Source organism: Frankia sp. BMG5.60, from assembly GCF_059428125.1.
The window spans coordinates 5,011,586-5,036,541 of record NZ_CM182091.1 but is presented as its reverse complement, the minus strand read 5'-3'; the positions used below and the strand labels follow the sequence as shown (position 1 = coordinate 5,036,541).

Annotated in this window: 19 protein-coding genes; 6 read left to right on the top strand and 13 right to left on the bottom strand. The window is 75.3% G+C overall.

Annotated elements, in window-relative coordinates:
- Window position 1: 1 nt before the first annotated feature.
- From AC5R91_RS20750 to AC5R91_RS20710, 9 genes are all read right to left on the bottom strand, one after another.
- Entirely contained in the window at window positions 2–1,840 is a 1,839-nt protein-coding gene (locus AC5R91_RS20750) for a DNA repair helicase XPB (protein WP_495392990.1), read from the bottom strand.
- A 143-nt stretch (window positions 1,841–1,983) separates the two neighbouring features.
- Window positions 1,984–4,545, bottom strand: a complete 2,562-nt coding sequence (locus AC5R91_RS20745) for a helicase-associated domain-containing protein (protein WP_495392989.1) — start codon at window positions 4,543–4,545, stop codon at window positions 1,984–1,986.
- Between the two features lie 42 nt (window positions 4,546–4,587).
- On the bottom strand, window positions 4,588–5,106 hold the full coding sequence (locus AC5R91_RS20740; RefSeq protein WP_495392988.1) for a hypothetical protein: 519 nt from the start codon (window positions 5,104–5,106) through the stop codon (window positions 4,588–4,590).
- 416 nt (window positions 5,107–5,522) lie between these two features.
- Window positions 5,523–6,233, bottom strand: a complete 711-nt coding sequence (locus AC5R91_RS20735) for a hypothetical protein (RefSeq protein WP_495392987.1) — start codon at window positions 6,231–6,233, stop codon at window positions 5,523–5,525.
- Window positions 6,234–7,472: 1,239 nt separating this feature from the next.
- Window positions 7,473–7,910 carry a DUF3180 domain-containing protein gene (locus AC5R91_RS20730; RefSeq protein WP_495392986.1) on the bottom strand — a complete coding sequence of 146 codons (438 nt, stop codon included), beginning with the start codon at window positions 7,908–7,910 and terminating at the stop codon, window positions 7,473–7,475.
- Window positions 7,907–8,527: a 2-amino-4-hydroxy-6-hydroxymethyldihydropteridine diphosphokinase gene (folK, locus tag AC5R91_RS20725; protein WP_495392985.1), complete on the bottom strand. Its 621-nt coding sequence runs from the start codon at window positions 8,525–8,527 to the stop codon at window positions 7,907–7,909. Before folK ends, AC5R91_RS20730 begins: the two co-directional genes overlap by 4 nt.
- 4 nt (window positions 8,528–8,531) lie before the next feature.
- Window positions 8,532–8,966, bottom strand: coding sequence for a dihydroneopterin aldolase (gene folB, locus AC5R91_RS20720; protein ID WP_495392984.1), 435 nt, complete (start codon window positions 8,964–8,966; stop codon window positions 8,532–8,534).
- Window positions 8,963–10,039 (bottom strand): dihydropteroate synthase, encoded by a 1,077-nt coding sequence (gene folP / locus AC5R91_RS20715; protein WP_495392983.1) that lies wholly within the window; start codon window positions 10,037–10,039, stop codon window positions 8,963–8,965. The genes folB and folP overlap by 4 nt, the downstream gene beginning before the upstream one ends.
- Window positions 10,036–10,944: a GNAT family N-acetyltransferase gene (locus AC5R91_RS20710; protein ID WP_495398017.1), complete on the bottom strand. Its 909-nt coding sequence runs from the start codon at window positions 10,942–10,944 to the stop codon at window positions 10,036–10,038. Before AC5R91_RS20710 ends, folP begins: the two co-directional genes overlap by 4 nt.
- 785 nt (window positions 10,945–11,729) lie before the next feature.
- Here AC5R91_RS20710 and AC5R91_RS20705 point away from each other — a divergent pair.
- Together AC5R91_RS20705 and AC5R91_RS20700 are read left to right on the top strand one after the other, a co-directional pair.
- Window positions 11,730–13,301, top strand: coding sequence for an NsdA family TPR-like regulatory protein (locus tag AC5R91_RS20705; protein ID WP_495392982.1), 1,572 nt, complete (start codon window positions 11,730–11,732; stop codon window positions 13,299–13,301).
- Window positions 13,302–13,403: 102 nt separating this feature from the next.
- Window positions 13,404–14,357: a phosphotransferase family protein gene (locus AC5R91_RS20700; protein WP_495392981.1), complete on the top strand. Its 954-nt coding sequence runs from the start codon at window positions 13,404–13,406 to the stop codon at window positions 14,355–14,357.
- On the opposite strand, the gene AC5R91_RS20695 is transcribed toward AC5R91_RS20700, so the two are convergent.
- A complete protein-coding gene (locus AC5R91_RS20695) occupies window positions 14,242–15,078 on the bottom strand; it encodes a phosphatase PAP2 family protein (RefSeq protein ID WP_495392980.1) in 837 nt (278 codons plus the stop codon). The two genes, AC5R91_RS20700 and AC5R91_RS20695, sit on opposite strands and share 116 nt — an antisense overlap.
- Before the next feature lie 368 nt (window positions 15,079–15,446).
- On the opposite strand from AC5R91_RS20695, the gene AC5R91_RS20690 reads away from it, so the two are divergent.
- Window positions 15,447–18,416 (top strand): nucleotide-binding protein, encoded by a 2,970-nt coding sequence (locus AC5R91_RS20690; protein WP_495392979.1) that lies wholly within the window; start codon window positions 15,447–15,449, stop codon window positions 18,414–18,416.
- Between the two features lie 88 nt (window positions 18,417–18,504).
- On the opposite strand, the gene AC5R91_RS20685 is transcribed toward AC5R91_RS20690, so the two are convergent.
- Window positions 18,505–19,752: a geranylgeranyl reductase family protein gene (locus AC5R91_RS20685; protein ID WP_495392978.1), complete on the bottom strand. Its 1,248-nt coding sequence runs from the start codon at window positions 19,750–19,752 to the stop codon at window positions 18,505–18,507.
- A gap of 32 nt (window positions 19,753–19,784) precedes the next feature.
- Window positions 19,785–20,915 carry a DUF5926 family protein gene (locus AC5R91_RS20680; RefSeq protein WP_495392977.1) on the bottom strand — a complete coding sequence of 377 codons (1,131 nt, stop codon included), beginning with the start codon at window positions 20,913–20,915 and terminating at the stop codon, window positions 19,785–19,787.
- Between the two features lie 394 nt (window positions 20,916–21,309).
- Between AC5R91_RS20680 and AC5R91_RS20675 the strand changes: the two genes are divergently transcribed.
- From AC5R91_RS20675 to purQ, 3 genes are all read left to right on the top strand, one after another.
- The gene (locus tag AC5R91_RS20675) at window positions 21,310–22,269 is read left to right on the top strand and encodes an NAD(P)/FAD-dependent oxidoreductase (RefSeq protein ID WP_495392976.1); all 960 of its coding nucleotides are present in this window, start codon (window positions 21,310–21,312) and stop codon (window positions 22,267–22,269) included.
- A gap of 82 nt (window positions 22,270–22,351) precedes the next feature.
- A complete protein-coding gene (locus tag AC5R91_RS20670) occupies window positions 22,352–22,894 on the top strand; it encodes an ATP-binding protein (RefSeq protein ID WP_495398016.1) in 543 nt (180 codons plus the stop codon).
- Between the two features lie 132 nt (window positions 22,895–23,026).
- Window positions 23,027–23,737: a phosphoribosylformylglycinamidine synthase subunit PurQ gene (gene purQ, locus AC5R91_RS20665; RefSeq protein ID WP_495392975.1), complete on the top strand. Its 711-nt coding sequence runs from the start codon at window positions 23,027–23,029 to the stop codon at window positions 23,735–23,737.
- Window positions 23,738–23,750: 13 nt separating this feature from the next.
- On the opposite strand, the gene AC5R91_RS20660 is transcribed toward purQ, so the two are convergent.
- Window positions 23,751–24,941 (bottom strand): ABC transporter ATP-binding protein, encoded by a 1,191-nt coding sequence (locus AC5R91_RS20660; protein ID WP_495392974.1) that lies wholly within the window; start codon window positions 24,939–24,941, stop codon window positions 23,751–23,753.
- Between the last annotated feature and the right edge of the window lie 15 nt (window positions 24,942–24,956).

Below are 24,956 nucleotides of genomic sequence, written 5' to 3'. Positions count from 1 at the left end.
GTTAGTCCCGCCCGCCGGCGCCGTCGGCGATGTCGTCCGGATCCGCCAGATCGTCCGGATCCACGACACCATCCGGATCCACGACACCATCCGGATCCACGGCACTGTGCGGGTCCGCGGCACTGCGCGGATCCACGACACCGTGGTGATCCGCGACACCGTGCTGATCCGCGAGTTCGTCGCGGTCGGCGGCGTCACGCGAGTCGGGGATGTCGTCGGCGTCGACGATCGTGTACGCGTAGCCCTGCTCGGCGAGGAAGCGCTGACGGTGAGCCGCGTACTCCTGGTCGAGGGTGTCGCGGGCGACCACGGTGTAGAAGTGCGCCGCTCGGCCGTCCGCCTTGGGCCGCAGCACCCGCCCGAGGCGCTGCGCCTCCTCCTGCCGCGAGCCGAAGGTGCCCGAGACCTGCACCGCCACCCCGGCCTCCGGCAGGTCGATGGACACGTTCGCGACCTTGGAGACGACCAGCGTGGTGATCTCGCCCGTACGGAACGCCTCGAACAGCCGTTCGCGCTCCCGGTTGCGGGTCGAGCCCTGGATGACGGGGGCGTCCAACAGCTCGCCGAGCTCGTCGAGCTGATCGAGGTAGGCGCCGATCACCAACACCCGGTCGTCGGAGTGCCGGCGGACGAGACGCTCCACCACCGCCCGCTTGCTGTGGGCCGTGGCGCACATCCGGTAGCGCTCCTCCGGCTCGGCGACGGCGTAGGTCATCCGCTCGTCGTCGGTCAGGGTGACTCGCACCTCGGTGCACTGCGCGGGGGCGATCCAGCCCTGCGCCTCGATCTCACGCCACGGCGCGTCGTACCGCTTCGGCCCGATGAGCGAAAAGACGTCGCCCTCCCGGCCGTCCTCGCGGACCAGGGTCGCCGTCAGGCCGAGCCGGCGGCGGGACTGGATGTCGGCGGTCATCCGGAAGACCGGCGCGGGCAGCAGGTGCACCTCGTCGTACACGATCAGCCCCCAGTCCCGGGCGCCGAACAGGTCCAGGTGCAGGTACTCGCCCTTGCGGCGCGCCGTCATCACCTGGTAGGTCGCGATGGTGACCGGACGGATCTCCTTGCGCTCGCCGGAGTACTCGCCGATCTCGTCCTCGGTCAGCGAGGTGCGACGCAGCAGCTCGTGCCGCCACTGCCGACCGGCGACCGTGTTCGTGACCAGAATCAGCGTGGTCGCGCCCGCCTGGGCCATCGCCGCGGCGCCCACGATGGTCTTGCCCGCGCCCGAGGGCAGCACGACGACCCCCGAGCCGCCCTCCCAGAAGCCCGCGACCGCGCCCTTCTGGTACTCGCGCAGCTCCCAGCCGTCCTGACGGAGCTCGATCGGGTGCTTCTCGCCGTCGACGTAGCCGGCCAGGTCCTCCGCGGGCCAGCCGAGCTTGAGCAGCGCCTGCTTGAGCCGGCCCCGCTCGGACGGGTGCACGGCGATCGTGTCGTCGTCGATGCGCGTGCCCAGCATCGGCGCGACCTTCTTCGCCCGCGCGACCTCGACGAGCACGGCCCGGTCGAGCGCCCGCAGCACCAGCCCGTGGACCGGATCGTTCTCCAGCCGCAGCCGGCCGTAGCGATCCATGGTGTCGGCGACGTCGACGAGCAGCGCGTGCGGGACCGCGTAGCGGGAGTGGCGGACGAGCGCGTCCACCACCTGCTCGGCATCGTGCCCGGCGGCGCGGGCGTTCCACAGGGCCAGCGGGGTCACCCGATAGGTGTGCACGTGCTCCGGGGACCGCTCCAGCTCGGCGAACGGAGCGATGGCCGCCCGGGCCTCGGCCGCGCCGGGATGGTCGACCTCCAGGAGCAAGGTCTTGTCCGACTGAACGATCAACGGGCCGTCCGCCACCCTCACCATCCTCCCGGTCCGCCATACGGCATAAGCCCACCACGGGCAGGTCCCGGCGGGCACGCCGCTGTGCTGGCGACGTACTTTGACGGTACAGGCGCCCACCGACAGGTTGGCGACCCCGTCCCGCCGCGGCCCATGGCTCAGGGCGGGTCGGCCGCGTCCGGCGTGGCTGCCGTCCAGTCGGCCGGCGCCACGACGCCACCGCCACCGAACACCTCGTCGATGTCGGCGACCCCGGTCACCCGGTGCAGGGCGAAGCGGCGCGGGCCGGCGCTGAGCTCGTCCCAGGCGGTCAGCCAGCCGCCGTCCACCGCGGTCGGCCGCACGATCCGGTCACTGGGCGTGCCCTGCTGGTCGACGTACCCGAGCAGGACCCGGCGCCGATCCCGGACGGCACCCTGCAACATCACCAGGATCAGCGGGGCGGACCGGGTGAGTCCGATCTCGGCGCCGGCGACGCCACCGGCCGCCCGCATGGCCTGCGCGCTGTCGTCGCCGCGGCGGACCAGCCGCAGCACGTCGCGCGCCTGCGCGAGCCGCCCGTCGGCGACGTCGACCGGCGCCTGGCGCGGCCTGGCCGGAGTCCGGTGGGCGGCCGGCCGGCTGAGCACCACCCTGCCGTCGGGGGCCTCCGCGACCGGCGCGTAGCCCGCGGCGCGCAGGCCGGCCAGCAACTCGCCGGTCGGCAGCGACGAGATGACGATGGTCGGCGCGATCCGGCGCAGCCCCAGCGTCTGCGTGCGACGGCTCGCGACCACCTCGGCGAGCAGCGCGGTGTCGTCGCATCGCAGGTAGCTCGACGCCGGACCGGCGCGCAGCCGGCCGTGCCGGCGGGCGGTGTCGTCGATCAGATAGGTCAGTCCCTGGGGAACGCCGGTGCGGCCCAGGCGATCGAGTACGGCGTGGATGTCCTCAGCGGCCAGCCCCGAGTCGAACCCCCGGCGCAGCGACTCCTCGGAGAAGCGGTAGACGGTCGCGGCCCCCGACGACTCGACGTCCGCCATCCGCGCGAGCTGCGCGGCCACCCGGGGAACCAGCGGGCCGGGGGCGACCGCGGTCAGGTCCGCCTGCAGCAGCAGCTCCTCGACCGGTTCGGGCAGCAGCGGCGTGAGGGCGTCGGCGAGCCGGGCGCACAGCGCGGCGTCCCCGCCGGCCGGCCGGCTCGGCAGGCCGACGACCCGCGCCGGGTCCGCGCTCTCCTCGTCGAGCTGCGCGGCCAGCAGTCGCCCGACGGTGCTGGGTGCCCCCCGCCCGGTCAGGCCGAGCAGCTCCGCCTCGGCGACAGTGCCGTCGATCATCCCGGCCAGCAGCGTGCCGGCCCGCCGCGGCGCCCGCCAGGTCAGCAGGGCGCGCAGCGACTCGCCGGTCGGCGCCACCCCGGCCGGCGCCGCCGCCAGCGCGCGCAGAACCTGGGCCCGCAGGTCCGGCGCGGAGGAGCGGCGGACCTCCAGCGACAGCGCGGCGATCTGGCGACCCCGCTCGTCCCGCTCGCCGACCAGCCAGGCGGCGCTCAGCGACCGCAGCCAGCCCTCGACCAGCACCGCCCACCGCGCCGCCACCAGGTCGGTGCCCCAGCGGTCATAGGCAGCGGTGGGCACGTACTGGACATCGACGCCGGCGGTGGCGTCGACGAGTCCGGCGGCCGCCGCGAGCTCCACGACGAAGGCGGCGGTCCGCTCGTCGGTGTCGAGCAGCTTCGCGGTCGCGCGCAGGTCGCGCACGCTCAGGCCGCCGGTACGCAGCGGCGTCACGGGCGTAGTACCCCACGCGTCGAGCAGCGTGGTGATCCAGCGTACGACAGTGTCCGCGGCGAGCGCGGCCGCACCGTCGGCGGCCGAGGCGCCGACAGCGACGCCCGTCAGCTCGGGCGGATGCGGATGCAGCCGACCGGCCGGCTCGTCGCCGCGCACCGCGAGGCCGACCTCCCGTGGCAGCTCGACGGTGTCATCGTCGATCCCGACCAGCAGACCCCGCGCGAGCAGCTCCTCCACCGGGCTGCGGGCCGTGGCGACGGTGAGCAGCCGACCCGCCTCGCTGGTGGTGCCGAGCGCGGGCCCGGCCGCCAGCCGGCGAAGGAGCTGGTGGGCCCGCTCGGAACACCCGTCGAGCCAGCCGCGGACCCGGGCCGGATCGGCGAACAGGTCGGCGATGGCGTCGACGAGATCGGCTCGGACGGTGAACCCGCCCCCGGACTCCGTCGGATCCGTCGCGGCCGGGATCAGGTCGAGGGCGCCCGCGATCCTGGCGAGCTGGGTGTGCCGGTAGACCGACAGGCACTCCCGCACCGGCCGGCCGAGCCCGAGCGGCCGCGCGCCCACGAGGTCGACGGCCATGCCGACGACCCGCAGCGCACCATCGTCGCCCCAGAGCAGACCCAGCTCACGCAGCCGGCGCACCACCCCGACGATCTCGGCGTGCCCGCAGAACGCGGCGAGCTCGGCGAGCGGCACCGGGGAGGGCAGGATGGTCAACGCCTCCAGCACCTCGCACGCGTTGGTATCGAGGCGCTCCAGGGCACGGGCGACGCTCACCCGGATCTCCAGCCGGGCGGCCAGGACGTCGAAGTCCGGCGGCGGTGGCGTCGCGAGATCGGGCCGCAGCAGGAAAAGCCGGATGATCGCCTCGTCGGGCAGCGCGCGCAGCCAGCCCACGAGAGTCGTGGACTCGTCTGGCGCGGGATCGGCCGGCATCGACACCATCATGACGGTAGCTGGCCCGGCGCCAGCCGGACACGGCGCCGCGACCTACCCCGAACGCGCCGCGTCACCCGTCCGGGCCCCGGAGTCGCAACCCCGCCGGACGCCGCCGTCACGGCGAACCGGTGGCGCCCCGGCGACCTGCAGGTCCGCGCGCCGCATGGTCGGGCCGCCGCCGCCGCCCGTCCCGAGACCGAGCCGGGCCGTGCCGACCTGGTCCAGCACCCAGCCGCAGCAGGTGTCCCAGCGCAGCACGGCGATCGCCGGGTCGGTGCCGCCCGGGGTGCGCAGGACGGCGAACGCCCAGTCCGGCGCGCCGGTCGAGGTACGGATGCCGGTGATGCGAAGATCCGCCGCGACTGTGGCGACCAGCGGGCTGTCGAGGACAGCGGCGGCGATCGCGGCGGCCTCGGCCTCGGTGGCCGGGCGACCGGGACCGTCGGAGACGTCGGCCATGGTGGCGCCCGTCCCCGCGAGACCCGGCGCCGTCCAGTCCCGCTGCGGCACCCCGCGACCGGCGTCGCCAGCCAGCGGGACCGCAGGGGCTACTGCGAGTCTCGGACGCACGTGGCCTCCTTGGATGCCTTGGCAGGCCGGGGCACGCGTTCGGTCGAACATCGGCGACCAGGCTGCCCGGCGGTAGCGGGCGCTCACGAGACGAGGTCGACGGAATGCGACAGACCTACCAATACCGATTGGACACGCCGAGGACCGCCGGACGCAAGGGGATTCGGCAAACTGGGACGCACCAATTTCGGCCGGGTCCGCTTCCCCCGTCTCGGGGGCGGGAAGGCCACTCGCGCCCTAGATCGCAGGTTACCCGAACATTGATTTGATCATACGCAAGGGCGACCATAAAGTGACAAGCTCGACAACAGCGACAACAATGCCCCTCCACCCGACAAACCGGTAACTAAGTCACCGCCTGCGACCACATTCCCACGCGGACCACCAAAGCGGCCACCGGGCCCACCGGCCGGCCGTCAGCGCCGCGCATCGACCCGATCGACGAGGAACGACAGGTGGTTTGCGCGGCCCCAGTCCCCGAGCCTCGAGATCGTCCCGGCGTCCCCAGGCAACGCCAGCGTCCGGCCGAGTGACACCCCGACGACGAGTACCGCCAGCACGAGCGCTGCCTGGAGCAGGCCGGGCCGATCGCCGCGCCGGCGCCGCCCGCCCGGGCGAGCACCAGGCCCGCTGGCCGGACCGCCCGTCCGGGCCCGGCCGCCGCCGCGTTCGCGCGACCCCTGGCGGTCGTACGGATCGTGCCGGTCGTCGCGGTCGTACGGGTCCCGGTCGTCGCGGTCGTACGGGTCGTCGCGGTCGTATGGGTCGTCGCGGTCGTATGGGTCGTCGCGGTCGTACGGGTCCGTCGGCGGGCGCCCCTCCTTGGGCGGCCTGTCGAATCGCGCGCGAGGCCGGTCGTCCCGGCGCACAGCCGTCCCGACGGCGGGCTCGCCGGCCTGCGGCGCGCGCCCGGAGGACCGGGTCCGCCCGTCATCCGGGAGACGGCGGCCCGGCCGGGGACGCTCGGCGCCCGCGGACGGCCGCGCCCCCTCCCGGGCGGCCCCGCGCGGCTGCCAGCCCTCGCGGATGGCGGGCTGATAGCCGGTGAAGCTGACCTCGTCCAGCGCCGAGCCGCCGTCCGGACTCCGTCCGCGGGGGCTGGCCGGCTCCGGTCCACCGACCGGCACCGCCCGCTGTACGCCGGTGAAGCTGACCCGGTCGAGCAGGCTGGGCGTGGCAGGGCGGTCGCCGGTCGCGCCGGCAGCGGTAGGGCGTGGCTCGGGCTGACGGAGATCTCGGTGGCGAGGATCGCGGTGGTGGGGATCTGGACGGCGGGGATCTGGATGGCGGGGATCTGGTGCCCCGGGGACGGGAGCGACCGCGGGTTGCCGACGCTGGTCGGGAAATCGACGGCCGCCCGGCGGATCGGCCGCGGGAAAGTCGCGACGGCCCGGCGGATCGGCGCCGCGAAATCCGCGCCAGCCCGGCGGGGCGTCATCCCGAAAGCCGGTCGGAGGCGGCGCGGGTTCGCCGCCGAACTCCGCATACGCCGCCCGTCGCCGAATTCCGGCGGGGTCGGATCGGTCGAACCGGTCGGACGGATCAGCCGGCGGATCACCGGCGGAGGCGCGGTCGGCGGGGGCGCGGTCGGCGGGATCGGGGCGCCACGGGCCCGGCGGAGGTGCGTCCGCGGGGTCGAACGGCACCACCTCGGCGCCGCCGGCCGTGGGATTGCCGAAGGCCACGGCTCGAAACGTCTGGCGAGTCCGGCCCCCCGGCGCTGCCCCGGGCGCTGCGCGGACGGCCGGAGGCGCGTCGGCGGGCCGAGTCGGCAGCCCGCCGTCAGGGGGCAGGGCGGTCACCATGTCCGCCGGGTCGAACCCGGTCACGGCCGCGATGCGCTCAGCCCGGGGCTCGGGGCGCCTGGTGGGGCCGGTCGGCAGGGTGCCGAACGCGACGATCCGGCCGCCCCCGGGCGGATCCAACCCGGCTGGGTCTGCGTACGGAGCCGGCCCCGGGGGCGGGGGCGGGGCGCGTCGGGCGGCGTCGGACGGGTGGCCCCGCGAACCATCGCGGCTCCGGCCCTCAACGACCACCGCCCGCACCTTCCCGCCTTCGCGTCTTGCCACCGCGACATCGACCGACCGGCAAAAAAGATCCGCCGCCAATCACCACAAGGTGGTCTTAACACGGACAACCCTGGCACCGATCGGAGTCACATGCGGCGATTCCCCTCAGACTAGCTCCGGCTCCGAGCCGCCCGGCGACCAGCTCGGCGGTCGTGACCAGCCCCGATCCGCCGACCGCGAGCACCGGGAGACGGCCGGCTCGTTCGGGCGAGCACGGTCACACCGCGGCGGTCGGGAGACGGGACGCCGGGCCGGAGCCGTCCACATCCCGCGTGGACAGGACCTGCTCGTCCAGGGCTACGGCTTCTTGACCCGGCACACCCGTTCGAGGATCAGCCCGCCGACGAGAAGAACGACGGCGGCGGCCAGGCCGAGCCCCGCGCTGATCGCGTCGCCGCCCGCGGTCGGAAACTCGTCCGTCCGCGGCGCGGTGTACCCGAGCACGCCCGCCCAGGCTCCCGCGAGCGCCGCCCCCACGACCGAGCTGGCCTTCGCCAGTGCCGCCAGGCGGGCGACGGTGAGCGGCAGGATCGGCCGGGTGCCCGGCCGGCCCTCCAGCCGGCGCCGCGTCTGGGCCGCGACCTGAAGCTCGATGACCCCGATGACGACCACCGACAGCGACGCCGTGCGGGGCAGCGTGGGAGTCGACCGGTACGCCCACCACAGCAGCAGATAGCCGAGGATCCCGAACACGACCGCGGCCAGGACGAGATCGCGCGGTCGGGTGGGTCTCACGCCGACGCACCGCCCTCGCCGGTCTCCCCGGCCGGGGTGGACGCCCCGGCGGCGTCGGCCGGGCAGCCGCCGGCCACCGCTGTGCCGGCCGGATCGGCGCCGGCCGGATCGGCGCCGCGCAGCCGGCCAGAGGTCCGCCGCAGGCCGACGAGCTCCCCGGCGCCCGCCATCCGGGCGACCAGGTCGGCGACCCGGCCGTGACCCGGCAGGGTCGCCTCCGGGTCGACGTCCAGCCAGGGCACGCAGACGAAGGCCCGCAGGTGCGCCCGCGGGTGGGGGATGGTGATCTCCGGGTCGTCGCTTCGCAGCGCGCCAAGGGCGATGACGTCCACGTCGAGCGTGCGCGGCCCCCACCGCACGCTCCGGGTCCGCCGCGCCCGCTCCTCGACGGCGCGCACGGCGGCCAGCAGCTCCCGCGGCGGCGCCGGCGCGGTCAGCACGACCGCGTTGAGGTAGTCATCCTGCTCGGGACCGCCCACGGGGGCGGTCTCGTACACCGCCGAGCACGCCGTCACGCCGAGGATCTCGTCGAGCTGGCGCACGGCGGCCCGCAGCAGCGCCCAGCGGTCGCCCAGGTTGGAGCCGAGCGCCAGCACCGCGTGGGCGACCTCGGTCATCCGGTCACCGGCCATCGGGTGCGGGGCCGGCCGGCGGCGGCGGGTCTGCGGGCCGGGCCCGGGTCACGGTGACGGCGACGTCGCCGAAGGGGATCGGGATCGGCGCGGCCGGCTTGTGCACGGTCACCTCGGCGCGCACAACCCGATCCGCGCGTAGGCAGGCGGCGACGAGACGCTGGGCCAGGGTCTCGATCAGATCCACCGGGGGGCCGCCGACGATCTCGGCGAGCGTCTCGGCGAGCTCGCCGTAGTGGACGGTGCGGGTGACGTCGTCGTGGCGCGCCGCCTCGGAGACGTCCAGCCAGACGACCGCGTCGATGACGAACTCCTGGCCGAGTTCCCGCTCGGCCGGCAGCACCCCGTGGTGGCCGCGGACCCGCAGCCCGGTCAGGGTGATCCGGTCCAGCGGCACGTCGCCGGGCCCCGAGCCGTCCGTCATCGGGCTGACCACGGTACCTCCCGCTCCCCCGCGCAGCCGGGCGTGGCCGTGGGCCGGTCCCGGCGACCCGGGCCGGACTCGACGCCGCCGCCGCCGCTCCTGCCCGTGCCCCTGGCCGGGCCGGCACCGGTCCGCGGCGCCGCGCCCAGCCGCGGCCGGTGCCCGGCCGAACCGCCGGCGGTGCCGGGCACCACCACCGGCAGGCTCGCGGTGCGCGCCGCATCCCCGGCACCGCCCTGCCGCCATGCCCGCACGACGCGCACCGCGTCGGCCGCCGGCCGCACCGCGTGCACGCGCACGGCCCACACCCCGGCGGCGGCCAGCAGCGCCGTGGTCGCCTGCGTGGCGTCGTCGCGCTCGTCGCTCGGGCGCGCGCCCGCGCCCCCGGCGGCCAGGACCGTTCCGAGGAAGGACTTGCGCGACGTGCCCACGAGCAGCGGCCGGCCGAGGGCGGCGAGCGCGTCGATGTTGTTCAGCAGCGCCCAGTTGTGCGCCGCCGTCTTGGCGAAGCCGATCCCGGGGTCGAGGATCACCCGCTCCGGCGCGACCCCGGCGGCGACGACCACCTCCAGCCGCGCGGCGAGCTCGGCGGTGACCTCCGCGACCACGTCGCCGTAGACGGCCCGGCTGGACATGTCGACGCTGGGACCGCGGGCGTGCATGAGCACGTAGTGGACGCCGCGGTCGGCCACCAGGGCGAGCAGGTCCGGGTCGCAGCCGCCGGAGACGTCGTTGACGAGCACCGCCCCCGCGTCGACGGCGGCGGCCGCCACCGAGACCCGGCTGGTGTCGACGCTGACCCGTATCCCGGCCGCTGCGAGCTCGGCGACGACCGGCAGCACCCGGCGCATCTCCTCCGATGCGACCACTCGGGACGCACCTGGACGGGTCGACTCGCCGCCGACGTCGATGAGATCGGCGCCCTCGTCCACCATCCGCAGCCCGGCCCGCACCGCGTCCACCGGGTCGAGGAACGTGCCGCCGTCCGAGAACGAGTCGGGCGTGACGTTGACGACGCCCATCACCTTGGTGAGGCCATCCGGCTCGAGGAGGTCGTCGACGGTCGCGTTCACGCGGCACCCGCCCCGGTCGGCCCGCCGTCCCGGGCGTCCGGCAGGTTCCGGGCCGCCGACGCCGACGCCGACGCCGACGCCGGCGCCCGGCGGTAGGAGTAGCGGTAGACCGGCCGGAAGCCGAGATCGGCGTACAGCCCCCTGGCCACGGTGCTGACCTCCTCAACCTGGAGATAGGCGTGCGTGGCGCCGCGCGCCCCGGCCCACTGCGCGAGCGCGGCGACGACCCGCCGCGCTGCGCCGCGGCCGCGGGCCGCGGGCAGGGTCGCCATGCTGTAGATGCCCAGCCAGCGGTCATCGGCGACGCCACGGCCCACCGCCACCGGCGCACCGTCGACGCTCAGCGTCACATAGACGGTGGGCAGGCGCAGCGCCGAGAGCACGTCGAGGGTACCGGCCCGCTGCCCGTCGAAGGTGGCGAGCACCTGGCCGGCGACCCGCAGCCATTCGTCCCCCGGCGCGTCGGCGGTGGTCACTCCGACGGAGGTCGACGCCGACGCCGCCCCCGGCGCCAGCGCCTCGAGCGGCGCCACGCACATGTCGGTGGTCCCGGTGTCGTCGTAGCCGGCGGCGTCGAGCGCGGTGCCGAGCTGCGCCGGCTGGGTGACGGGGGTCTGCTGAAACATGGGCGGCAGGCCGGCGGCGGCGTAGAAGTCGGTGACCGCGGCGAGCGCGGCCCGCACGTCGGGCACGCCGCCGTGGGCCCAGACCGAGTTCCCGCGACGGGACGAGCCGGCGGAGGCCCGCAGGGTCCACCCGCCGATCTCGATCTGCCGCAGCGGCGGCCAGGCCCGGTGGGCCACGGCCTCGAGCTCGCGGGCCAGTGTCGCCCCGGCCGGCGGCAGGTCGGCCCGCGGGCCGATCAGCGGGTCCGGCGCACCGGGCGCCGCGTGGTCACCGGGCACGGCGCACCCCGGTGGGCCGGGCAGGTCCGCGCCCACGGCGCGACCTGCTGGAGTGGGAGTACTGCTGGGCCGCATCCGCCATCATGCCGAGGCTACCGACCCGATGGCGTCGATGGACGGCGACACCGGTCGGACGAGCACCACCCCCGTACCCCACCCAGCAGCGGCAACCATGACCGAATGTCATAATTTCGATACTATTGCCGCTTCGTTCCCATTCTGGAGCAGACCGACGGTCGGTTGCCGTCGACGGCCGATCCGGCGCCACCGCGCAAGGCCGGCGGATTCCGACGGCAACTGCACAATCCTTCACCGTTCGGTCCGGTCAGGACGTGATTTCCTTCTCCGCAGCCGCCGGAACCGGCGTCGGCGCAGCCCCACCAGGCGATCGAGAGCAGCCGGCCACAACAAGATCAGTTGTGGAAACCTCGGAGAAACACCACGTAGAGCCACAATGGCCGGCACATTGCGGCTGCTTCATCGTCACCCTCCGGCGCAGCGGTCCTTCTACTATCGATAACGAGGAACCGGTAGAGCCGGGTCAGCACGACCGGAGTGATCGGCCGGTGGCAGCGTCGCCGCCGCGCGATCGCCGGAACAGCCGGCCATCGACCGCCGAACCAGACCGGACCGCCGCCGGAGCAGCCGACGGTCACGGAACCCGCTAGGTCTCGTGGTCTCACTGTGCGCTTCCGACGGGTTGCCCCTCGCAGCGGACCTCGTCCCTCGCTACCTTGTCGACACGGTCGCTGACCGTGATGTTTTCGGAAGGAAGGACGCGCGGCATGCCGCAGTCGAGCGGATCGTCACCGGGCCGTGGAGCCGACCACGGATCCTCGGGTCCGACCGGTCGCTCCGGCCCTCCCCCGGTCCGGCGAGCGACGAGCGAGTCGATCAGCATCCCGCCGGCCCGCACCCCGCCGGACGATCACCCTGAGGACTATTCGCCGGAGCCGCCCGCGCAGCCGCCGGTCGACCGGTGCGACCTCGGCCCCATCAGCGCGCCGTCCGCCCAGCGGCTCTGGGCCGCGGACGACCTCGCGGACCTGGCCCGTTCGTCGGCCCTGTTCGGCCAGGATCCACTCGGTCCCGGAGGCCCGATCGGTCCCGGAGGCCCGATCGGGTCCGGGTGGTCGCCGGGCGGCCCGCAGCCGTCGTGCGCGGCGCCCTCGACGCACCCCGCCGCCCTCTCGTTGACGATGTTCGGCGGACCGCCCGCGTTCGCGCCGACCGCGACCGGCCCCGCGCCCACCGGTGCCGTGCCCCCGGCCACGCGGCCCGCGACCCCGGGCGTCTCCGACCGGCGGCAGTTCCACCGTTACGCCGGAGCGGCGATGATGACCGCGATCCTCGCCGAGGGCCAGATCATGGAGGTCTCCGACGTCCTCGCGGCCAGCCCCATCCAGCTCGCGCTGGAGCGGGCCGACGACATGCTCGGCGACCTCCTCGACGCCCACGAGGCGACCCCTCCGGCGCACATCTTCGCCCAGACCGCCCGCCTGCGCCGGGGGCTGGAGCGGCTCGGCCGCCGCTCGATGCCGGCCGGCGACGCCCGTCGCCGCGACATGCTCACCGGGCGGGTCGCGGTCCTCGGCGCCGACGCGGCCTTCAAACTCGGCGACATCGAGACCGCCCGGTCGCTGACCGCCCTCGGCTTCCAGGCCGGGGGGCTCGCCGGGGAGGGGTCACTGCGCGGCTCCGCCCGGGAGGTCGCCGCGGTCAACGAGTTCTACGCCGGCCGCCCCGACGAGGCCCTCCGCCTCGCCCGCGACGGGCTGACCCACGTCGGCGACGGACCCGTGCGCGCCCGGCTCACCTGCCAGGTGGCCCGCGCCCTGGCCGCCCTCGGCGACGTGCGCGGCGCCGCCCAGGCGTTGGACCAGGCCTACGACCTGGCGGATCTGATCCCCCCGGACCAGTGGGGGCGGCCGGGTCCGAGCTTCGAGAACTTCAACCCGGTCGAGGTGTCCTACAACGCCACCACCGCGCTGTGCCTGCTCGGCCGGCCGCAGGCGGCGCAGGAGCATGCCGAACTCGCCCTGCCCAAACTCGACACGATGAACGCCCCCGGCTTCCGTTCGGTGATCCGGCTGGACCTCGCCCTCGCCCTCGCCCGCCAGGGCCGCCTGGAGCTCGAACGGGTCTGCGACCTGGCCACCGAGGCCATCCAGATCTCCTGGGGACGCACGGTCGCCTCCGTTTCCGGCCGCGCCGACCAGCTCCTGTCCGCGACCCGTCCGCACAGCGAGGTGCGTGAGGTCCGGGAGCTCGCCCTGCTCGTCCGGGAATGGCAGCGCTCCGCCGCCGGCCAGCGTCCCGGACCGGGTGCGGTCACCGCGCCGGGCCTGACCGTCTGACCCGACCGACCCGCCGGAGACGGGGCCCGCGTGCCGATCCCGCGGCCCGCGGCCCGACTCGGCGCCCCGACCCGGTGTCCCTCGATCGGGAGGACCGCGGCGATGGCCGACGACAGTCCTACTCGGCACGATCCACCCGGCCCGCCCCGTCGGGCCCGTTTCACGGCGGCGGCCACCCGCCGCGCGGTGGCCGAGCTCGCCGCCCGCGCCGGGCTCGACGATGCCGGCGCCGTCCTGGTCAAACGCACGGTGAACGCCGTGTACCGATTACCCCGCGCGGGGGCGATCATGCGCATCACCGGTTCTGCCGCGATGACGCACCGGGTGGCGAAGGTCGTCCGGATTGCCGGCTGGCTGGCCGATCGGCGTGCCCCCGCCGTTCGCCTCCTGCCCGGCGTGCCCGCCCCGGTCGAGGCCGGTGGCTTCGTCGCGACCGTCTGGGTGGACGCGACGCCCGCCGGCGCCCCGCCCGCCGGCCCGGCCCCGCGCACCGGAGACCTCGCCGCCCTGCTGCGCGTCCTGCACGCCCTCGACCCGCCCAGTCCTCCGCTGCCCCGCTGGGATCCCCTCGACGACGTCCGGCGGCGATTATCGGACGCGGAGGCGTTGGCCGGCGCCGACCGCCGGTTCCTGGAACGGATGACCGAACGCGTCGCCGCTGCGCTCGGCACCGTCCGCTACGCGTTGCCGACCGTCGTCGTTCACGGCGACGCCCACCTGGGCAACCTGATCCGGGCCGCGGACGGTCGGGTCCTGATGTGCGACTTCGACGCCACGAGCGTCGGCCCGGCCGAATGGGACCTCGTGCCGGTCGCGGTCGGCCGGACGCGATTCGGCCACGACCCCCAGGCCCACCGCGACCTGGCCCGCGGGTACGGCTTCGATGTCACGTCCTGGGAGGGATTCGCCGTCCTGCGGGCCGTGCGCGAGCTGAAGCTGGTCACCAGCGTCCTGCCCGTGTTGGCCAGCAGCGCGACCGTCGCGGCCCAGTTCCGGATCCGGATCGACAGCCTGCGGCACCGGGACCACGATGCCCACTGGTCGCCGTACCGGTGATCCTGCCCCCCGGAGCCGGGCCGGCCGGCCCCGCGCGCCCGGCGGCGACCTCACCCGGCTGCCACGGACGCAGCAGGGCCGCCATCCCCAGCGCCCACGCGACGCCGAGCAGGTAGCCGCCGAGGACGTCGGACACGAAGTGCACCCCCAGCCCGAGCCGGGAGAATCCGGTCAGCGCGACGATCACCCCCGATCCGACCCACCAGGGCCATCGCGCCCGGCGACCGGAGACGGCCCGGACGGCGACGAGGCAGACGACGGCCGCGACCATCGCGCCGAGCGCATGCCCGGAGGGGAAGCTGAGCCCGGCGGCGTGCGCCACCGGGTTGGTGAACGACGGCCGGGCCCGCCCGATCAGGTCCTTGAATCCCGTCACCAGCAGGCCACCGGCGCCGACCGTGACCAGGACGTAGACAGCCAGTCGGCGGGTGCCCGCCGGATCGGCTCGGCCTACGCCACCGCGACGAGAACGCCACCACAGCGCGCCGGCGCCGACGACCGCGAGCACCCGGAAGACCGTCGGGTGGAACACCTCGCTCACCCATCGCAGCGCGGTCACCAGCCAACCCGTGGTGGCCGCCAGCCGGCCGAGCGCCTCCGCGACATCGGCGTCGTTCTCCACCACCGGCGACCAGCCGGCGTCGACCATGATCGCGAGCACCGCAAACGCCAGGGCGGCGGCCTGCGCACCCCGGCGAATCCCGCGGGTTCCCGATGGCATCGTCGTGTCCCTGCCCAGCTTCGTCCGGCTTATCCCGTGCGGCGCCCGGCTCTCGAACCACGCGAGCTGGGCGTTCCTCAAGCGACACGGGCGAGCCACGGCGTTTGGGACGCACCGGCCCGTGCGGTCCGTCCCATCGCATGTCATTCTGGTTCGACCCGCCGGACCCGTCCGGCCGGCCACGTCCTGCAACGGACGGTCGGTTCCGCTCGACGCGGACCGGCGTACCGTCCCCCCGCACGGGCGTCAGACAGCCCCGGCCGCATGGCTCGGCTCGCCCGATCGGAGGGGAGACCCTTGGACATCGCGGAGGGAAAGCCCGGATCGGAAGATCCAGCGCAGGGCCTCGCCGCCCGGGGAGTCCGCCCGTGAACGGCGACGGGCGGGAGATCAGCGCCATTCAGGTCGGCGGTGTGACCGACGCCGAGCGGACCAGCGGGGATGCCAGGCGGCGCAGTGGCGACGCCAGGCCGGCCGCCGGCGACACGGGGTGGGCCCTCGGCGACACGGGGTGGGCCGTCGGCGACACCGGACGGGCCGTCGACGACACGGGGTGGGCCGTCGGCGAACCTCGGCGGTCCGTCGACGAACCTGGGCGCGCACAGTCGCCCGGCCGTGGTTCGACCCGCGGGCCGGCTGGCGGAAGCGCGCTGCCGGGACCCGGGCATCCGTCCTGGCCGCAGGGCCGGCTGCCGGCGGCCCGGCCAGCGACCCCGCCCCCCGGCGGGGGAGCGACCAGCGCCGCCGCAGGAGGTTCGGCGGCAGCAGCAGGTTCCGGGTGGTCCGCCCCGGCGGGGCGGCCTCGTTCCGGTTGGTCCGCCGGGGCGGACATCGCCGGCCCCCCTGCCGCGGGCCAGGGCTGGTCGGTCGACGCTGCCCCGCGCGGCCGCGACGTGGGCGCCCTGCCGGCCGAACGGGCCGGTCACGCGACGCCGCCGGCCGTCTCCGACACCTGGCCATCGATCCGCCAGGCCGAGCCCGGCCCGGCCCCCGAGCCGGTCCCGCAGCCCGGTTGGACCAGCGGCAACGGCCGGATGCTGCCGGTCGAGACGCGCACGTTCGACCCGCTGCTCGACCAGTTCCCGTTGGCCCCGGGCGGTTCGTTCGGTCCGTCGTACCCGCCGGCCCCGCCCGCCGAGACCCGCGCCTGGCGGGCGGACCCGCTCCCGCCCGGCCCCCAGGCACAGCCGCCCGGCGCGCCGCTCCCGCCGGCCCCGGTGCCGCCGCCGGCCCCGCCCACAGCGCGCCACGCCACGCCGGTGATCCGCGGCGACCAGCGACCGGACGATCCGGCCGGCTCGGCGGCCCTCCCTCCCCCCGCCCGCGGCGAGCGCTTCGACGAGTACCGCCCCTCGACCGAGTACCCGGCCCCGCCGCCCAGCAGCGCGGCGACCGGGGCGATCGCCCTCGGCGGCCCGTTCACCGGACCGGCGCCGCTTCCCACCCCGCCCGGCCGCGTCCCGTCCTGGCTGCGCGACCCCACCGTGCCACCGTCCCGCCACCAGCCGGCTCCGGTGGACCCCGAGGCCTCGGCGGGACGGGACGGCCGCGGTCCCGACCCCCGGCGCCGGCTGCCTGCGCCCGAGGTCCCGCACCCGGGCGAGACGCGCCAGCACCGGCCGCCCGCCCAGCCGCCCCACCCTGGCCGGGCCTACCAGGGTCGGCCGGCCGACACGCCCGGCCGCGACGCGCCCCGTCCCGCGCCGCGCGCGGACAGTCACCGCCGCGTCATCCGGCAGGAGGCGCTCGGCCGCGGCGGCGCCCTCCCCGGACCGCCGCCCGTCGACGGTGCGCCATACGGTGCCGGGCGGGCACCGCTCGGACCACCGCCGGGACCGGCCCCGTATCCCGACGACGGCTCCTACGGCCGGTCCCGTCGCCCGACGGATGCCGACCGGCAGCGCGCCCAGCGGGTCGCCGGGTCCGGACGCCACCGAGGCGCCCGGACCGACCAGGAGCCCCGGATCGACCGGGAGCCGGGGATCGACCGCGAGTCCCGGACCCGGGCGGACCAGGCGTCCGGGCCGGACCGCGGCCCCCAGCGCGATCGCCGCCACCCCTCCCAGGACGTCGGACCCGACCGGGATGCGGAGCTCCGTCCGGACGTCGGGCACCGCCATGACCCCGCCGCCCGCCAGGACGGCGGGCCGTGGCCGAGTCGTGAGGCGCGAGCCGCCCGTGGATCTCGCGCGGACTACGACCCATACCCGGGCGACGGTCCATCGGTCTCCGCAGATCCGTACGTCCCGTATCCGGACGGCGACGCCCATCTCGACCAGACCCGGCGGCATCGGACGGACGGGTCCGACCCGTATCCGGCCGGGGAACGCCCGCCCGCCGGAACGGTGCCGGGCGGGACACGCCGGCCGCCCGCCGAGGAGCCGGGGCCGCGCGACGCGGGTGGCCGCGCCGGGCTGCTCACCAGCGCCCTGCTGCCCCCGCCGCCGCAGACGGCCTCCCGCGGCTGGCGCAAGCTCGTCTATCAGGTGTCGGCCGGCGCGGTGAATCCCGGGCCGTCGCCCGACGAGGTCCGCGATCGCCGGCAGATCGCCCGCATCCGCACCCCGCTGCTGGACTGCCACCGGATCGCGGTGCTGTCCCTCAAGGGCGGGGTCGGCAAGACCACGACCACCGTGGCGGTCGGTTCGACCCTGGCCAGCCTGCGCGGTGACCGCGTGGTGGCGATCGACGCCAACCCCGACCGCGGCACGCTCGGCTCGAAGGTGCCGCGCACCTCCGCGCACACCGTGCGGGAGCTGCTGGAGGACGCCCCGCGCCTGCACCGGTACGTGGACGTCCGCAAGTACCTGTCCCAGGCCGACTCGCGGCTGGAGGTGCTGGCCTCGGCCAACGACCCGGAGTTGTCCGACACCTTCGGCGCCGACGACTACCGGGCCGTGGACGATCTGCTCCAGCGGCACTACTCGATCCTGCTCACGGACTGCGGAACGGGCATCCTGCACAGCGCCATGCACGGGGTGCTGGAGCTCGCCGACACGCTGGTGATCGTAAGCAGCGCGACCGCGGACGGCGGCTCGAGCGCGAGCGCCACGCTGGACTGGCTGGATGCGCACGGGTATTCGGAGCACGTCCGCGAGGCGGTCGCGGTGATCTCGATGTTTCCGGCGCAGGGCGAACACGTCGACGTGGACGCCCTCGCCCGTCACTTCGAGGCGCGGACCCGCCGGGTGGTGCGGGTCCCCTTCGACCCACACCTGGCCGACGGCGGACGGATCGTGCTGTCGGACCTGAAGCGGGAGACCCGGACGGCGTACCGGGAGATCGCGGGCGCCGTGGCCGAACGCTTCGGCGAGGATCGCGGCAGCCGCCCCCGCTGAGCCCGCCGCCCCAGGACCTCCGCCGGGCGGCGGCGACCTCTGGCCGGCTCGCGGCCGGCCGCCTCAGCGGCCCACGCAGCCGGCCGCCTCAGCGGCCCAGCGCCGCCACCGCCGCCCGAACACCGGGGCGCCGCAACTGGCGGGCGACCGTCGTGCGACCCTCGATGAGCCGGGTGAACAGTCCGAAGGTGCCCGGGCCCGCCATGAGCGCGTGCATCACCCCCGGCCGCCGGGTGAACGCGCCGAGCACCTCGCGGCCCGCCGCCATCTCCGGACCCAGAACCGCCTCGACGCGGGCCGGGTAGGCGTCCAGGGCCGCCGAGCCGACGGGCCCGGCGGCACCAGGGGCGCCGACCGCCCCCGCCGCCGCCTCCCCGGCGAGCCGGCCCGAACGCAGCGCGAACGAGATGCCCTCCCGAGTCCACGGGTCAAGCAGGCCGGCGGCGTCCCCGACGACGAGGACCCGGCCGCGGCGCAGCGGGGAGTCGACGGCCCGGACCCGGGTGAGGTGGCCGGAATCGTGCTGGCGCGGGGCGCCCGCGAGCCCGAGCCGCTCGACGAACCGCTCGTAGTAGCCGCGTAGGGCGGCGCCCTCGGCCCGGTCGCCGATCACCCCCACCGTCAGCACCCGCCCCTTGGGGAACAGCCAGCCGTAGGAGCCGGGCACCGGACCCCAGTCGAGCAGCATTCGGCCGGCCCACCGGTCGGCCATCGCGGCGTCCACGACGAACTCGCCCTCCAGGCCGACGTCGATCTGATCGCACCGGACTCCGACGTGGGTGCCGCAGCGCCCCGAGGTGCCATCCGCCCCGATGACGACGCGGGCCCGCAGGTCGGCGCCGCCGCGCACCCGGACGTTCACCCAGCCGTCGTCGGCCCCGGGCACCGCGGCGCCCGCCAGCCGGTCGACCGGGTCGATCGGCTCGACCGGGTCGGCCGCCTCGCGCAGGCCCAGCACCTGCACGCCGGTCCGCACGATCGCGCCCGCCGTCTCGGCGGCGGCCAGCAGCGCGGCATCCAGGTCGGTCCGCATCACCATGGACAGCCAGGGCCGCGCGTCCGGCTGGCCGCGGCTGACCGTGTACCGGCCGTCCAAGGTCATCGTCAGCGAGCTGACCGTGGCCCGGACCAGGCCGGCCAGGTCGATGCCGACATGGTCTGTCGACAGGCCGACCAGCCCGCCGCCGCAGGTCTTGTACCGGGGCATCGACGACCGTTCGAGGACGCAGACGCGGGCCCCGGCGGCCGCCGCCGCCCGCGCCGCGCTGCCCCCGGCAGGGCCCGCCCCGACGACGATGACGTCGAACGTGCTGTCCGGCCTGTCGCTCGTGCCCACCGCAATCCCCTCCTGTCGGACCACCGCCCGCGTCAGCGCAGGGTGAGGCTGCGGCCGACGAGACCGGCCCGGACCCGACGCTCCTGCGCGCTGAGCGGGGTCGGGTCCGCGAGCGCCTCCCGGTAGGCGAGCCCCAGCGCGGCGGCCGGCTCCTCGCAACGCTCGGCCGCGGTGTCCGCGGCGAGATCCCAGACCGGGATGACGAGACCGTCAGCCCGGAAGAAGCCGACGAACCGGGTTCCCGGACCGACGGTGAGCCGCTCGGCCGCAGCCAGCCGGGCGAGGGCGTCGAGCAACGCCTCCTCCGAACGGGCGGCGTCGCCGGCGTCGGCCGAGTCCGTGGCAGCTCCGGCCGGCGCGGCCAGGGGCAGCGCCCAGCGCAGATGCCACCGGTCGCTCGGGTGGCACCAGTAGGCGGCGGGCACGGCGGACAGCCGCACCGTGGGCACCACGGTGGCGTTGGCGCGCTCCAGCATCGCCGCCACCTCCTGGTTGGGCCCGCTGTCGTCGTCCGACGACGGCAGCCACCACCCGAAGCCGGGGTGGACCGTGATCTCCAGGGGGGCGGGATCGAGCAGGTCGGTGAGCCGGGGCAGCCCGGCCAGCCCGTCCGGCCGCTGTTCGACCAGGCGCGGCGACGAGGCCGCCGGGGCGTCCACCACGTTGCCCGGGTCGGCGTCGAGGGCGGCCAGCAGCGCCCCGGCGATGTCCCGGGACGCGTCCAGCCCGGGCAGCGCGGTCTGCATGGCGACGAGGATCTCCCCGTCCTCCCGGACCAGCGCCGGCGCCGCCTGCGGCAGCATCGTGCAGAGCGTGATGCGCCGGTCGGCATGCTCGGGATGCTTGGCGAGGTGGTCGGCCGCGAGGATCACCGGGGCGGTCGCGCTCGGCACCAGCTCCCGCAACGCGACGAGGTCGGGCTCGTCCCGGCGGCCGAGGAAGGGCCGCAGCACCGGCGCCGGCCGGCTCCGCTCGCCATGGCACGCCTTGTAGCGGCGCCCGGAACCGCAGGGACAGGGCTCCCGCGGCCCGACGACGCCGATCGCGCCGGTCGGGCCGTCGGGTCCCGGCTCGGATGAACGGCGGCGGGCGGCGGTCGAACCGGCCGCGACGCGGGAGGGGCCGGCGCCCGGACGCTGGGGTGCGGGTCGACGTGCGATCACGGGCTCCTAAGGTCATGACCGTCACGCACGGTCGTGGACATGGACTGGGTACGGCTGGATTCGGGGTAAGGCTAGGCCATGGGCGGCGCGAGGCGGGAACGCCGGGCGCCGCGGCGGCACCCCGCCAGCGCATTCCGGGAGAACCCCCACCCGTCCTGGGTGTTGTCCTGTGGAGTCGGCGCTGGCCGCACCCGGGCGTCGGGGATGACAGGCACGATGGTGGTGCCTGACCGCCGGGTCGCTCCCGGCGGGTGCGCGGAGATGATCGCCGCGCTCGGCTCGCCTGCGGCCGCCCGGTCGGGCTCCGCGATCCCACGAAAGCGATGTCCGGGACGGATAATGGGGGTTTACCCGCGAGCCGGCCGGCGTCGATGTCGAGACAATGGGGGGGTTGGTGACAAAGGTCGTCGTCGCCGGCGGAGGAATTGCGGGAATCGCCTGCGCCAGTGTGCTGCAGGCCCAGGGAATCACGGTGGAGGTCCGGGACCGGGGCCGAGTGATCGGCGGCCGGATGGCCTCTCGGTGGATTGACGGGCGGATCGTGGACTCCGGCGCTTCCTACTTCACCGTCACCTCACCCGAGTTCGCCGAGGTCGTGGACGACTGGACGGCCCGGGGAACAGCCCGCCTGTGGACCCGGCGGATGTCGGTGATCAGCGGGCCGACCGCGACGCTGACCGCGGCCGAACCGGGGCCGCTGCGCTACGCCGCGCCCCGCGGGCTGCGGTCGCTGGTCGCGGACCTCGCGTCCCGCGCGGGGGTCAGCGTGACGCAGTCCGCCCCGATCGCCCGCATCACCCCGGGCCCGCTCGTCGACGGTGAGCCGGTGGACGCGGTGGTGCTGGCCATGCCCGATCCGCAGGCGGTGCGCCACCTCGACGAGGCCTTCACCGAGGAACGCGCCCTGATCGCCGACCGGTCCTGGTCACCCACTCTGGCGCTGCTCGCGGGCTGGTCGCACCGCTGCTGGACGCCGATGGACGGCGCCTTCGTGCACGACGACGACACGCTCGAGTGGATCGCCGACGACGGGCGCCGCCGCGGCGACAACGCGCCTGTCCTGGTGGCGCACTCGACGCCCGGGTTCGCCCGGCCGCGCCTGGCCGAGCCGGCCACGGCCGGGCCCGCGCTCACCGAGTCGCTGCGGCGGCTGCTCGCCATCCCGGAGCAGCCCCGGTGGGTATACGTGCAGCGGTGGACGTTCGCCCGGCCGGAACGCCCGCACGAGCAACAGTTTCACCTGTCCGACAATGGAATCGGTCTTGCGGGCGATGGATGGGGCCGGCCGAAGATCGAGAATGCCTGGCTCTCGGGTACCGGGTTGGGCCGGGCGATCGCCGGGCGACTCCGATGATCCGCAACGGTGTGACGCACTTCCGAGAATGTTCGTCTAGCAGGTCCGATTGACGTTGCCCGAGGGGGGTACACCAGCCGACATGGAGATCAAACTAAGCCTGTCGTTGCCCCGCGATGAGATCTCCATACCCGTGGTCAGACGAATCTGTACGCAGTCCCTAAAGGTTCTCGGGGTATCCCAGGAATGCATTGATGATGTTGAGCTTGCGTTGACCGAGGCATGTGCGAATGTTCTTCTCCATGCCCAGGCTGAGGACGAGTACGAGGTATCGGTCGGCGTCGACAACGAGGTGGCCGTCATCGAGGTGAGCGACCGCGGTGGCGGCCTGGACTCCACCTTCGAGAGCATGTTCGATCCGGAGCGGACGACGCGCCCGACCCCGGACGGCACAGCGCCGGAGAACGTCCCGGAGCAGGGGCGGGGGATCTTCCTGATGCGGGCGCTCATGGACCGCGTCCAGTTCCACCGGGTCGAGGGCCCGCATCGGGGTACCCGCGTGCACCTGGAGAAGGGGCTGGTCTGGGAGGAGAGCGCCCCTGGTGCGCAGCTGGCCCGGGCACGCAGGGCGACCGGGCCGTGGGGCACCTCCCGCTCGCCGAAGGCCGCGGACGAACCCGTCTGACCCCCGCCCGTCCACGACCACCCCGAGGACGATCAACCGGCCTTCCCGCCCGGGGGGAGCGGTTACTCTGACGCTAGCTGACGGAAAGCCGACGGAAGCTGACGGGCGAGCGGGAGCTGGGTGAGGGCCGGGATGGATGCGGTGGGAACCGACGCGACCAGGACGACGGCCAGGATCGGGGTCGTCACCTTCCCGGGTTCACTCGACGACCGGGACGCGGCGCTGGCCGTGCGGGCCGCCGGCGCCGAGCCGGTCGCCCTCTGGCACGGCGACGACGACCTCGCCGGGGTCGACGCCGTCATCCTGCCCGGCGGCTTCTCCTACGGGGATTACCTGCGCGCCGGTGCGATCGCCCGGTTCTCCCCGATGGTCGCGGCCCTCGTCGCCGCGGCCGCCGACGGCCTGCCCACGCTGGGCATCTGCAACGGCTTCCAGGTGCTGTGCGAGGCCGGCCTGCTGCCGGGCGCGCTGACCCGCAATGCCGGGTTGCACTTCGTCTGCCGCGACCAGCGACTGCGGGTCGAGACCGCGGCCACGGCGTGGACGCGCGACTACCAGGCCGGCGAGGAGATCATCATCCCCGTCAAGCATGGTGACGGCCGCTTCGTGGCGAGCCCCGCGGTGCTCGCCGAACTGGCCGCGCAGGACCGGATCGTCCTGCGTTACGTCGGCGGCAACCCCAACGGCTCGGCCGACGACATCGCCGGAGTCTGCAACCTCGAACGCACGATCATGGGGCTCATGCCCCACCCGGAACACGCCGTCGACGAGCTGACCGGCCCGGGCCTGGACGGGCTGCGCATGTTCACCTCGGTGCTGACCGGCCTGCTCGCCCGCACCTGAGGCGGCCCTCCGGTCACACCTGCCCGGAACCGGGGGCGGCCTGCGCGGCCGACCGCACCGGCCCGGCCGACCCAGCGGGCTGCTCGATCTCGGCGTCGGGCTCTGTGTCAGGCTCGTCGTCGGGCTCGTCGTCCCGCGCCACCGACCGGCGCAGCGCCGCGTGCAGGGCCGCCGGCGTGAGCACACCTGCCAGCTCGCCGCCGGCGTGGACGTCGAGCACGCCGCTGTCCTGCGCGAGCAGCGCGGACAGCGCCTCCCGCAGGGACGCCCCCACCTCGATCCCGTCCACCCGGATCCCGTCCACCCCTGCGGCGCCGCCCGGCGGCCCGCCGCCCGGCGGCCCGCCGCCCGGCTGCGCGTCGCCCGGCTGCCCGTCGCCCGCGGCCTCGACCTGGCCGGCTCGGGGCGGTTCGAGATCCTCCCGGCGCAGCGTGGTCACGGACAGCCGCCGCAGCGCCCGGTCGGAACCGGTGAAGCCGGCGACGAAGTCGGTGGCCGGGCGGCCGAGGATGCGGGCGGGCGGGTCGATCTGCTCCAGGTGACCGCCCTGGCGGAACACCGCGATCCGGTCACCGAGCCGGATCGCCTCGTCCAGGTCATGGGTGACGAAAACCACGGTCTTGCGGATCTCCCGCTGCAACCGCAGGAACTCCGCCTGCAGCCGGTCCCGCGCGATCGGGTCGATCGCGGAGAAGGGCTCGTCCATGAGCAGCACCGGCGGATCGGCGGCCAGCGCCCTCGCGACGCCGACCCGCTGCTGCTGCCCGCCGGACAGCTCGTGCGGGTAGCGCTTCCCCACCGTCGCCGGGTCGAGGCCGACGAGGTCCAGCATCGCGTCCACCCGGGCGCGGTCCCAGCCCAGCATCCGCGGCACGGTGCCGACGTTCGCGCGCACCGTCAGGTGCGGGAACAGACCGATCTGCTGGATGACGTAGCCGATGCGCCGGCGCAGCCGCACCGGATCGGTGCGGGCCACGTCCTCGCTAGCCACCAGGATGTGCCCGGACGTCGGCTCCACCAGCCGATTGATCATCTTCATCGTCGTGGTCTTGCCGCAGCCGGACGGGCCCACCAGGCACAGCAGCTCGCCGGCGGGCACGTCGAAGGACAGGTCCGCGACCGCGGCCGTGCCGTCCGGATAGCGCTTGCCCACCCCGCGCAACGAGATCATCGGGTCCACCGAGGTCGTCGGTTCCACGGTCATGGGCGTCGGGTCCTC